The organism is Microcoleus sp. D2_18a_D3, from assembly GCF_036702455.1.
Taxonomy (GTDB): Bacteria; Cyanobacteriota; Cyanobacteriia; order Cyanobacteriales; family Microcoleaceae; genus Microcoleus.
In genome coordinates this window covers 40,411-52,873 of record NZ_JAUBTK010000013.1, presented here as the reverse complement: position 1 = coordinate 52,873, position 12,463 = coordinate 40,411, and the positions used below count along the sequence as shown (strand labels likewise).

Here is a 12,463-nt window from a genome sequence, read left to right as displayed (position 1 = left end):
TTAAAATTGCGTTATTTTCTTTACACCACAGGCGAGTGGACTGCGTTTGACTCGCTAGCGAGAGTAAGTAAAGCCTCAGCATCGCTCGGTTGTGCCATCCATATTACCGCCATTTGCATAACCTTGGTCTACCCGTTGTAATGAGCAACAACTTTAGTCACTTTTCCGGTTGAACTGACTTCCATAAACTCACCTGCCTTCGTGCCTTTTTGGTTGATGTAGTAAAGGACAACACTGGAAACTCCCCACATCACATCAAGCAACTCAAACTTGAGGTCAGGATAAACTTCCAGCCCCTTTTTGAAGTAGTTTCGTAGCGCTTCTTTGCCTGTCACTGTCCCAGATGGTTCGTTTAGCAGTTGCGCTGCGACAGGCGATATCAGAATTACATCTTCTGCGTAATGGGACATGATTCGATCGAGGTTATGAGTATTCCAAGCTTCTACCCACTCAAGTGCAAGTTCACGCGCTCTATCTTCAGTGACGATCATGGTTTGCTACTCCAATCCTTTTTTTCGCTGCTTCCTGTGTACCCACAAAAAAATCGGGGCGATTCCAGACAATCCCAGAATCACCCCAATTATCGATTTCAAATTTTAGATTAAATCTAAAATCCCAAATCTAAATTGTAAAATCGATTAGGCGATCGTCGCCATCTTGACATCGCTGTTGGCCAGCAAATTTTGCAATTCATCAGCATCCACAGTTTCCTTTTCAACTAGCATATCTGCCAAAGCATTAAGGACGTGGCGGTTGCCGACGAGTACATCTTTAGCGCGGCGGTAAGCTTGCTCTACCAACAAACGCACTTCATCGTCGATCGTCGCTGCGGTTTCTTCAGAGAAATCCCGTTCAGCCATGATATCGCGACCCATGAACATATTGCCTTGTTGGCGACCCAGAGCTACAGGGCCTAGCCGATCGCTCATTCCGAAGCGAGTCACCATTTGGCGCGCTACTCTTGCCACTTGCTGCAAGTCGTTCGACGCACCGGTTGTTACTTCTTCTTCGCCGAAGACAATCTCTTCAGCAATGCGGCCGCCCAAAGCTACGGCCATTTGATTTTGCAAGTAAGAGCGAGAATACAAGCCAGAATCCATCCGATCTTCGCTGGGTGTGAACCAAGTCAAACCGCCAGCGCGACCGCGGGGGATAATGCTAATTTTTTGCACGGGGTCATAATCGGGCATCAGCGCACCGACTAAAGCGTGACCGGCTTCGTGGTAAGCTACCAAAGTTTTGCGCTTTTCGCTCATCACGCGGTCTTTCTTTTCCGGGCCTGCCAGCACGCGGTCGATCGCATCGTTGACTTCATCCATCGAGACTTCGGTCAAGTTGCGACGGGCGGCTAAAATTGCTGCTTCGTTGAGTAGGTTGGACAAATCCGCACCGGTGAAACCGGGTGTCCGGCGGGCGATTTTTTCCAAGTCCACGTCTTTCGACAAAGTTTTGCCGCGGGCGTGAACGTTGAGAATTTCTAGGCGGCCTCCGAAGTCGGGGCGATCGACTACAACTTGGCGATCGAAGCGACCCGGACGCAGCAGTGCGGCATCCAGTACGTCGGGGCGGTTCGTGGCAGCAATCAAAATGATGCCAGTATTGCCCTCAAAGCCGTCCATTTCTGTCAGCAACTGGTTCAGGGTTTGTTCCCGTTCGTCGTTACCACCGCCCAAACCAGCGCCCCGCTGGCGGCCTACGGCGTCAATTTCATCGATAAATACGATACAAGGAGCGTTAGATTTAGCTTGTTCAAACAAGTCGCGGACGCGGGAAGCACCGACACCCACGAACATTTCCACAAATTCTGAACCGGAAATCGAGAAGAAGGGAACGCCTGCTTCTCCAGCCACTGCTTTTGCCAGCAGGGTTTTGCCAGTTCCGGGAGGGCCGACCAGCAGCACGCCTTTGGGGATTTTTGCTCCGACTGCGGTGAAGCGGTCTGCATTTTTCAGGAAGTCCACGACTTCTGCGAGCTCTAGCTTGGCTTGTTCGATGCCGGCCACGTCGCCGAAAGTCACCTGAGTTTGTGGCTCCATTTGGACTCTAGCTTTGGATTTGCCAAAGTTCATGGCTTGGTTGCCGGGCCCGTTTTGCGCGCGCCGCACCAGGAAAAACAGTCCCACCAAAAGCAGAATCGGGAAGAACAGGCTGCTGAGGGCTTTTACCCAGAAGCCTTCGTCGCTTTGGGGCAGAACTGAAATATCTACGTTATTTTTGGTCAGGATGTTGATCAGTTCGGGGTCGTTCGGCAGGTTAACGAGTACCTTGTTGCCGTCCTGGGCTGTGACCAGGGCTTTGCTGCGATCTGAACTGATATTTATTTTGTCTACTCTCTTGCCTTCGACTTCCTGAATGAATTGACTGTACTTCCAAACTTCGCGGCTTGGGGGCTGTTTGTCAAAAAAAGCCGTTGCTAAGGCAATGACTACAATAGCCAGCAGTGCGTACAGGCCAGCGTTTCTCCAGCGTTTATTCACCGAGGTCGATCCTCCTAATTTTTAGTCCCTGTGATTTGGGAATTTTTATTTATGTTCATCAATCTTAACGTAATTGTAACTTGTTTTTGTGTGGTGAGGATTCCCGACCATGCTGCGGCGGTCTGAAGTGAGGTTGTGGAAACCGAACAGCCCTGGGCGTCGTCAAGAGATGCGGGTGCTTTACTAACGGTTGCTTTTGTGCATACAATATTAAGTTGTATTTGTCAAGGGTTTTGTAAAAGTGGCGATCGCCCGACTGTGCTATTTTGGTAGCCGAGTTAGCCTATTGTGAAGAAGCTGTGGACTAACAGCTAATTTTGACTTTTGTCTTGTCGCACTAAAAAAATAATTTAAAACAATGGCAATTAAATCATCAATGGCAATTGATTTTATTCGTAACTTTGTTCAACCTGGACAACTGGTTTTTGATATCGGCGCAAACATCGGGCAAAAAGCAGATATCTATGCTGCCGCTGGAGCGAAAGTAATATGCTTTGAACCCCAGCCAAACTGTGTCAACATCCTGACCGAAAAATACCAGCACAATCAAAATATCGTCATCGTTAACAAGGGATTGGCAGAACAAGCAGGAACAATGCAGCTTTCAGTATGTACTGATGCCAATTACATATCAACTTTTTCTAAAAAATGGAAAACAGGACGTTTTGCGAACTACGAATGGAATCAAACTGTTACAGTAGAAGTTACCACCTTAGATGAGATGATCGAAGTGTGGGGGCGTCCGCATTTTTGCAAAATCGATGTTGAAGGATTCGAGTATCAAGTATTACAGGGACTATCTACACCAATTCCTTATATATCATTTGAGTTTGCCATAGAATTTTTTGACGATACAAAAAAGTGCATAAACCACCTGAAAAGTCTCGGATACAAGCTTTTCAATTTTGCCAACGGCGAGCAAACTAATTTAGTATTTCCTGAATGGGTTTCCGAGGAACACCTTGCCAATTACCTACAGTCTACCAATGACTCCTTACTGTGGGGAGATATCTATGCGAAATTTGAGACCAATCAACATCATATTTCGGGTGGCATAATAGCTCACAATAGCCGCAATGAAGTGATAGCAACCAAAGGATATCTCAACTTACAAAAGCTTTGCCAGGAACACTCCATTACCCCGCGCGGCCTCATCCACATAGGAGCCCATGAAGGGCAAGAAATGAAGGAATATCAAGAAATGGGTCTGCCAAAAGTGTTGTTCGTTGAGGCTAACCCTTCTGTCTTTGAAAGGTTGAAACAGAATATAGCTGGACTCCCTAATGTGTGGGCAGCAAATTGCGCTGTCAGCAACGAAAATGGTACAGTCAATCTGCGCGTGAATTCCCACGATATGAGTAGCAGCATTCTGCCCCTGAAGCTGCATAAAGATATTTACCCTGGCATGGTAGAGGTCAATCAAGTTACCGTAATCTCGAAAACTCTTGACGCACTTCTGGAACAAAGCCCCTTCACTTCATCGGATTTTAATATCATTAATATTGATATTCAAGGGGCAGAACTTTTGGCTTTTCAAGGCGCTGTCGAGACTTTAAAGTATATAGATGCAATTATCACAGAAGTTAATCGCGAAGAACTTTATGAAGGGTGCGCGTTAATTGACCAAGTGGATGATTTTCTATCATCATACGGCTTTCAGCGAGTAGCGATGGCAAATCCTTCCCATCCATCTTGGGGAGATGCTTTTTATGTCAAAAGAACACTTCCGAGTCAAGATGGGGACAATTTTAGTTTAAGTGGCTTGTCTGTAAATGCGATCGACAATCCAGTCATCGCAACCAGCATAGCACCGGGAAATATTGACAATCAGCGGGCTGCTGTCGAAAGCTGGCGATTGCTGGGATTTTCCCCTGTTTCGCTCAATAGCCCCGAAGAAATTAGCCAACTACAGCCCATCTATGAAAATGTTACTTTTCATGCGGTAAACCGCGATGCACGGGTTGAGGCGGGAAGACCGCTAGTGTATCTTGATGATATGTTTGCATATTTGCGCGATCGCCCTGCAAAAATCTGTGGCATAGTCAATTCAGATATCCGCCTGAAAGCCGACGGCGATTTAATTTCATTTATCTGCCAACAAGGTGAAAATGCCGTAATTTTTGGTTCGCGAACTGATGTTGATTCTCCCGAAAAAGCAGGGGGAGAAATTTATGCTAAGGGGTTTGATTTCTTCTTCTTTGACAAGGAATTATTAAAACATTTTCCTAATTCTCAATTCTGCTTAGGTCTCCCTTGGTGGGATTTGTGGATACCGCTGATGGCTCAGCAAAAAGGGTTGACTGTCAAATATTTAGAAACTGCGATCGCGTATCATATCAAACACCCGGTGAATTACATCAACGATTATTGGCAAAAAATGGGAATTCACTTCATGGGATTTTTCCAGCCGGATTTGTCCCGGAAATTTCAGGAAATGCTGTCCAATAATCCCAATCTGTTACAAGGAGAACTAACAAGTGTTGCTGTACAAGCTGGGCAAATGATTGACAGAAATCAGCAGAGAATTAGATATGAAACTAGCGACCCAATTAATTTAGAGCGCTCAGTATTTGATAATTCGCAGCCTGTCCCGTCGGCTTTTAAAGTATCTGCGCTCGTTTCTACTTACAATTCCGAAAAATTTATCCGTGGCTGCTTGCAGGACTTGGTAGAGCAAACCTTGTACAAACAAGGCCAACTCGAAATCATAGTAATTGACAGCGGTTCCCAAGAAAACGAACAGTCTGTTGTGCGAGAATTTCAAGCAAAATATGCGAATATTGTGTACGATCGCACTTCTGACCGCGAGACATTATATGCAGCCTGGAATCGAGGCATTAAAATGTCGCGCGGAGCTTACATGACTAATGCTAATACCGATGACAGACACCGCCCCGATGCCCTAGCAATCATGGCGAAATACTTGGATGAAAATGCCGCAGTAAGTCTGGTTTATGCTGACCAATTAATCACCAGCACAGCTAACGATACTTTTGCAAAAACCCAAGCAGAAAAGCGTTGGAATTGGCCAGCCTTTGACTACAGCGAACTCGAACGGCGCTGCATTATTGGTTCCCAACCGATGTGGAGAAAATCGCTGCACGAAAAATACGGCTATTTCCGAACCGAATTTACGGCGGCTGGCGATTATGAATTTTGGCTGCGGATTGGCAAAAGCGAAAATATTGTGCACTTGCCCGAAATTCTCGGTTTGTACTATAAAAATCAACAAGGTTTGGAACATGGATCGCAATTATCCCAGCAAGAAGCTTACCAAATATGGGATGAATACGGCATCCGCCAACGAGGGATCGTACATATTTCTTCGGTTCCTGTCTCGGTTTTTGCCTCGGAACTGAATGCGTTACCTTATCGCACACCCGCACAGCCACTTATCAGCGTAATTATCCCCTGCTACAATCACGCGAAATATGTCAGAGAAGCTGTTGAAAGTGTTGTCAGTCAGACTTATCAAAACTGGGAGTGCATAATTGTCAATGACGGCAGCACGGATGATACCAGCAACTTCGCAAATTATTTAATTCAACTGTATCCTCAAACATCGATTCGCCTCATAGATAAACCCAACACGGGGCCCGCTGATTCGAGAAATGTTGGCGTTCAGCAGTCGTCAGGAAAGTTTATTTTATTCCTAGATGCTGACGATCGAATTCATCCGAATTTTCTAGAGGAGTGCTTGGAAATTTTATTAGCAAAACCGCAGGTGGGTTTTGTCTATACAGATATGCAGCACTTCGGAGCCAACTGTGATTTAGTGATCCACGGTGATTTCGATCCCAATCGGTTTTTGAGAGACAATCAAGCTCCCGTTAGTTCTTTATTTAGAAAGGGAATTTTCGAGGAAGTAGGCGGGTTGAAAAAAGTGATGAAGCTGGGATGTGAAGACTGGGAATTTTGGGTGTCGGCCTATGAAAAAGGCTGGTTAGGGTATCGATTACCTAAGCCTTATCTCTATTATAGGCAGCACGGTGACGGCTCTAGCCGAACCCAAAAAATGGCTAGCGTTCGCGCAAAATTATACTTAATGAGAGCTCTCATTATTCACCTGCACTCTCAACTTTACCAACCCGAAGAAGTCCGTTGGTCAGAGGAAATTTTGCAGCAACATAGCCACTTAATAGCTGATGAATTAGTTCCCGAAAACAAAATAGCGCAACTTTTAAATTCGCTATCTCAATACTTGGGAGAGTATCAAAAAGACCAGTCTAACCCAGTAAGCCTCGCTAACATCAGCCAATGTCGTACGCAACTTACCAATTATTGGCTGAATCTGCCCCCCGATCAACTGGTAAATGCCTATGCCGACGATGCAGGTAAGGCACATCAGATACTCCTGAAGAGCGACATTAAAGATGAGCCGCTAACCCACGCCGAACAGAGTTTTGTTAATGAATTAGCTGCAAATATTGCCAAAGGATTTAATGACCCAAAAGCCATCAATTACCTGCTAGCAGCTATGCTTTACCGACGTGCCGATCAATTGCCGCTCAAGTACGATCGCGCTCAAATTCCCAACTGGTTTGCCAATGACTATCTCAAATTTATGTTTGGCAGTCCCAACCTGTTTCAAACAGTTGGAGAAGCCGACAACTACTATCAATTTATCCAGGGATGGGTCAATTACATTCATAGCAATATATTCAACAATCCCGATTCGCAACTTTGGCAAAATATTGCCTTATTTTTCTCGCAAGTTGCTAACTTTATCCCGCTTTATTTTGCCACGGCAAACCTACGCGATATTTACACCAAACGGGCGGAAATAATCGAGTTTTCGCTCAAAAATCGCGGTAGTTCCATTGATTGTATCTTCCCGGCGCGATCGCCAAATCGGACAAAAATCCGCCTCGGCATCATCAACGACCATTTCACGCCCCAAACCGAAACCTTCGCTACCATCCCGGTTTTCGAGCATTTAAACCGCAACCAGTTCGAGATATACCTGTACGCGCTCAACACCAGTGGCCACCAATTAGAACAATACTGTCAAAGTCGCGCCGACAAACTGGTTGCACTCCCGAAAGACTTTGCATCGCAAGTCCAAACAATCCGCGCCGACGACTTAGATATCCTGTTTTTCGGTACGAATTTAACAGCTATTAACAAACCGCTGACTTCACTAGCAATGCACCGTTTAGCGCGGGTACAAACTACATCTTTCTGTTCCCCGACAACCACCGGAATCCGGCACATGGATTACTACATCGCAGGCCAATTTACCGCGCCGGATGCTAGTTATCAAGAACAATATCGCGAACAGTTGGCTGTTCTCGAAGGCAGCGGTTTTTGTTTCAAATACGCAACAGAATCGGAAATAGCTACAGTTAAACCTACCCGCCAAAGTCTGGGGATTTCAGACAATACAACAGTTTTTATCTCCGGCGCCAACTTCTACAAAATTCTGCCGGAGTTGAGAGAGAGTTGGGTAAAAATTCTAGCTGCTGTACCCGATTCAATCTTGATTTTCTATCCCTTCGGGCCGGCTTGGACTCGCACCTATCCGGCGACACCTTTTGTCAACAATCTGAACGCTGTCTGCGCTAAATACGGCGTCAATAACAACCGCTTGCGCTTCATAAAACAACTGCCTAGTCGCGCGGATGTGAAAGAATTTTTGCAGCTAGCAGATGTTTATCTAGATTCCTATCCTTATGCTGGGGCCACATCGTTAATTGATCCTTTGCAAGTAGGATTGCCGGCTGTGGTTGTGGAAGGAAATGCTTTGCGGTTCCGCCAAGGTTCGGCGATGCTGCGGGAACTGCAAATGCCTGATTTAATTGCTTATGACGAAGCATCTTACATTCAACTAGCAGTTACCCTCGGCACTAACCCGCAATTGCGGCAGCAAAAACGGCAGGAAATTCAGCAGAAAATGCAAGCTAATCCGGCTTGTTTTGACAGTGTGGCATACTCTGGGGCGATCGGCAAATTATTCCAAGAACTCTTTGGCAACTGGCAAAGCAGCCACCTGGAAGCATCGCGCAACTTACAGGATAGCATTCCCAAGCAGCCAGATTTTGACGAGATTCTCTCGAACACCGTCAACCTTTATCAGAGAAACTCCTCAAACATCTCAGCAATATCCGAACTGCGTCAAATCCGCAAACAAATCGCTGATTTTTGGCTGAACGTTCCCGCCGAAAACCTCGAAGCAGCCTACAAAAGCGCTTCAGGTAAGAGCTATCAAATCCTGCTCAAGAGCGACTTCCAACGTCAACCCATGATCGAAAGCGAACAAATGTTTTTGCAGCAATTAACCCAGATTAGCAAAGGATTAGTGCATCCCAAAGCTGTCAACGCCTTGCTTGCCGCGATGCTGTATTTCCCGCCGGAAACCATGCGAATTCCAGACGCTCGCAACCGTTTGCCGCACTGGTTAATTCGGGATTACGAACAAGTTTTTGAGACGGAAGCCGCCGCCAAGTCGGATTCAACTTCTGACTTGCTAGCTCAATACATTCAATCGCCACAATTTGCGAATCAACTATTAGGATGCGTCAATCTTTACCGCATCGATCCGTCTGACGAATCGGTAGTTTTGGAACTCCGCCAAATCCGAAAACAAATGGCTGATTTTTGGCTGACTCTTCCTTCAGAGAAACTCGAAAGTTTTTACCGAGGAGAAGTTCGCAAGGGATATAAAGCACTACTCGGATGTGGCTTGCAAGCAGAAGCAATGACGGAAGCAGAACAAAAATTTTTGCAGCAATTGACCGAAATTAGCAAAGGGTTGGTGCAGCCTCAAGCTATCAATGCTCTGCTGGGTGCGATGCTGTACTTTGTTCCGGGAAAAATGCGGGTTCCCGATGCTCGCACCCGCTTGCCGCAGTGGTTGGTTGAAGATTACGAAAAGGTGTTTGAAAGCGCATTTGCGACAACAGAACAAACACTTGTCACACAAGATTATCTGCCGCAGTTTCTCAATCAATTAACTGCTGCCGTCAATCTTTATGAAATAGACCCGACGGCTGAATTGGTAATAGCAGATTTGCGGCATATTCGCAAGCAAATCGCCGATTTGTGGCTGAGCGTTTCCGGCGAACAAGTAGAAGTTTTGTACCGGAGCGATTTTGGCAAGGGTTACAAAGCAATGCTGGGCAGCGGGTTTATTAAGGAGCCGCTGAATGAGAGCGAGCGCGAGTTTTTTAATTCGTTGGTTGTTGAGTTGAGTAAAGGGTTTGGAACGCCTAAAGCTGTAAATAATTTGTTGGGGGCGATGCTGTTTTGTCGCCCTGGACTGTTACGGGTTCAGGATGCAAATACTTGCTTGCCTCCGTGGTTGTTGGAGGATTACGAGCAGTTGGTTGGGGGTGCCGTTAAGGTGGCTGTGGGGTAAACGAAGGCGGAGTAGGCGATATCTGTAGGGAAACGGCACTGCCCATTAGTGTCAACTTAAGCTTTTAGTCCGCCAGTTCTCCCGCTCACCCGGCAGTCCGCCAGGGAATGAATTCCCTGTCTAATAGCGAAAGTCCTCTGAAAGAGGACTGAGAAGAAGAATTCTTAACTCATTAGTCCTCTTTGAGAGGACTTTCGCTTTGAGGCAGGGGTTTCAACCCTTGCCGGACTATGGGTTTTACCTTAAGTTGACACCCCTTGGGCACGGCGCCGTGTCCGTAAGAGGAGACGGCAGTGCCGTTTCCCTACTGGAATACGCTTGATTGTTAAGGGCAAAAGAAATGCTTCAATTATATAGAAACGGTGAAAATGGAGAAATAATTAGAGGCAAAGGGTTGTCGGCATTTATACACAACGGGGACTACTACGCCGAAACTATCGGAGTTTTTGAGGACGGTATGATCGATTGTTGGGAATTGGTTAACTTTGAGGAATTCAAAACCAAAGTTGCTGAGGGATGGGTTGTTACCGAAGTTCCCCAGGGTGCGAGGATAAGCTGTCACCACCTCTACTACGGAAACTCGACTTTAGAGTTCTATGTAGAGATTGATGATTTTGTAAAAGAAGTGGAAGATACGATAAACCGGCTTCAGGGCAAGCAAACAGTTGCAGAGACTTGTATTCAAGCCTTTGGTAGATTCCTAACCTTGCCAACAAAAGAAAATAAAAGTAGCTTGCAAGAAGCTTACAATGCTATTCCCAAACATCTGAGAATTTATGTGCTTGGTGATATGGATTGTAAAGATTCTGCTATCAGAATGTGTATCGAAGATACAGAAGTTTCCCAGAAAATTCTAGAAAGCTTTAAGAGGCACTATGAATGGATCTTGGAACGGTTAAATTAAGCGAAGGTAGGTATGTGTAAATAAACTTTGGTATATCACAAGAAGTAAAGCTATCATAAACCTTGCGATTGCTTCGTTTCACTCGCAATGACATACTCACGTATTTTACAGCTCATTTACTAATATCTGAATCTTCAGTATTATCCCAAACTGTATCTAGTGATGTTTGACTCGCTTGAAGCCAAAACTCAGCTTCTTCATCAGGTAAGAGTGTTACTAATACTTTTGCTCCTTCGGGTAATTCTGATAACTCCAGCAGTTCAATTTTCCCTTGTCGAACCGTAGCCCAAAGTGTTTTCAGCATATCCACCTCATAAACTGTGCTTTATGCAATTTGCCGATTTTTGGTAAGTTGTCGCACTGAGCGACTAATTACAACCTCACATACATAGATCGAGGAAGTATTTAAGCCTGATTTAGGATCAATTTAACACAAGTTCTGGCTGATGAGTCTCAAACAAAGGGCGAGTTACCTGACGCAGTAGCACTGTTTCTAAACTGCCTTCTACTACACTTTCTGCTTCTATTTCCAACTCCCCCCACACTAGCCGATCGCCTTGATTGGGCATTTTACCTAAATTGTGGATCGCGAATCCGGCGATTGTTTGGTAAGCTTGGTTAGTCGGCAGGTTTAACCCGAGTTTTTCGTTAACTGCTGTCACTTCCCATACGCCAGAAATTAGTGCGGAATGAGCATCTTTTTGGACGAGAGTTGCCTCGGCAGGGGACACCAGCGGTTGAGACTCTTTACTGGTAATCCAACCAGTCAGCAGCCGCACGGTACCGTTGAGAATTGCTAGCAGCGGCCACAGTAATTTTGAGCAGAGTTCGAGGGCCGGCATCAGCAGCAAAGCGGTGCGTTCTGGGGCGTGGGTTGCTAATACTTTGGGGATGAGTTCTCCTAAGACTATTTCTACGTAAGTTACTAAGATAAAAGCTGCGGGAACTGCGATCGAATGAGCAGTCAGCATAGCGGGAAAATGACCGATCGGCAATTTGTCGATCCACGGTTCGATCCAGTGTACAGTCGCTCCCTCACCCAACCAACCCAACAGCAAACTCCCTGCTGTTGTGCCAGTTTGAGTCACAGACAGGTAATGCGGTATGTTGTTCTGAGCTTGGTGGACGAGTTCAGCGGTTTTAGCGGTTGGGCGATCGTCCGAGTGAGCAAGTTGGCGGATTTGATGGCGATCGGCTGATACTAATGCTAGTTCTGACGCCACAAAAAAGGCGATTAAAAGTGTTAAGCCCGCCAACATTGCTAATCTCAGCGTTGTTTGAGCGACTTCTATTTCTAGGCAAGTAAGGTTGTTCAAGATAGAGATATAATATGATAGATGTTTTAAGTTAATTATTTTATTTTAGCTGGGGATTGAGATAGATCGATCGCCAGACATTGTGGATCTCCGCACTACCCGTATTCGTAGGTGTGGCTGCACCTTACCCGTAGAACTTGTAAACTCTTTCTCTTCTCTTCCTTCGCGCCCTAGCGCTTACGCGCCGCTTCGCTAACGCACCTCGAAGCGGTTCGTTTTAACTGAGATATTGCACGATTCTCAATTACTTTTTTAGGAACAGGCAAGATGCCTGTTCCACAAGAAGACTCATTCTTTGTGGAACGGGCATCTTGCCCGTTCTTGACAATGGTGCAAGATATCAGTTTTAACTGAGATATTGCACCATTCTCAATTACTTTTTTAGGAACAGGCAAGATGCCTGTTCCAC

The 12,463-nt window shown here is 45.8% G+C and carries 6 protein-coding genes; 2 read left to right on the top strand and 4 right to left on the bottom strand.

Annotated features, from left to right (window positions below; genetic code table 11):
* Nucleotides 1-128: 128 nt before the first annotated feature.
* A complete protein-coding gene (locus tag QUB06_RS08745) occupies nucleotides 129-491 on the bottom strand; it encodes a nuclear transport factor 2 family protein (protein WP_333434969.1) in 363 nt (120 codons plus the stop codon).
* Nucleotides 492-638: 147 nt separating this feature from the next.
* Entirely contained in the window at nucleotides 639-2,477 is a 1,839-nt protein-coding gene (gene ftsH3 / locus QUB06_RS08740) for an ATP-dependent zinc metalloprotease FtsH3 (protein WP_006633639.1), read from the bottom strand.
* Nucleotides 2,478-2,835: 358 nt separating this feature from the next.
* Here ftsH3 and QUB06_RS08735 point away from each other — a divergent pair, with 358 nt between their 5' ends.
* Nucleotides 2,836-9,834 (top strand): FkbM family methyltransferase, encoded by a 6,999-nt coding sequence (locus QUB06_RS08735; RefSeq protein ID WP_333434968.1) that lies wholly within the window; start codon nucleotides 2,836-2,838, stop codon nucleotides 9,832-9,834.
* A gap of 340 nt (nucleotides 9,835-10,174) precedes the next feature.
* Nucleotides 10,175-10,738, top strand: coding sequence for a DUF7638 domain-containing protein (locus tag QUB06_RS08730; protein ID WP_333434967.1), 564 nt, complete (start codon nucleotides 10,175-10,177; stop codon nucleotides 10,736-10,738).
* Between the two features lie 112 nt (nucleotides 10,739-10,850).
* Here QUB06_RS08730 and QUB06_RS08725 read toward each other — a convergent pair whose 3' ends face one another.
* Together QUB06_RS08725 and QUB06_RS08720 are read right to left on the bottom strand one after the other, a co-directional pair.
* Nucleotides 10,851-11,042, bottom strand: coding sequence for a hypothetical protein (locus QUB06_RS08725; RefSeq protein ID WP_333434966.1), 192 nt, complete (start codon nucleotides 11,040-11,042; stop codon nucleotides 10,851-10,853).
* 118 nt (nucleotides 11,043-11,160) lie between these two features.
* Nucleotides 11,161-12,054 (bottom strand): CNNM domain-containing protein, encoded by an 894-nt coding sequence (locus QUB06_RS08720; RefSeq protein ID WP_333434965.1) that lies wholly within the window; start codon nucleotides 12,052-12,054, stop codon nucleotides 11,161-11,163.
* Between the last annotated feature and the right edge of the window lie 409 nt (nucleotides 12,055-12,463).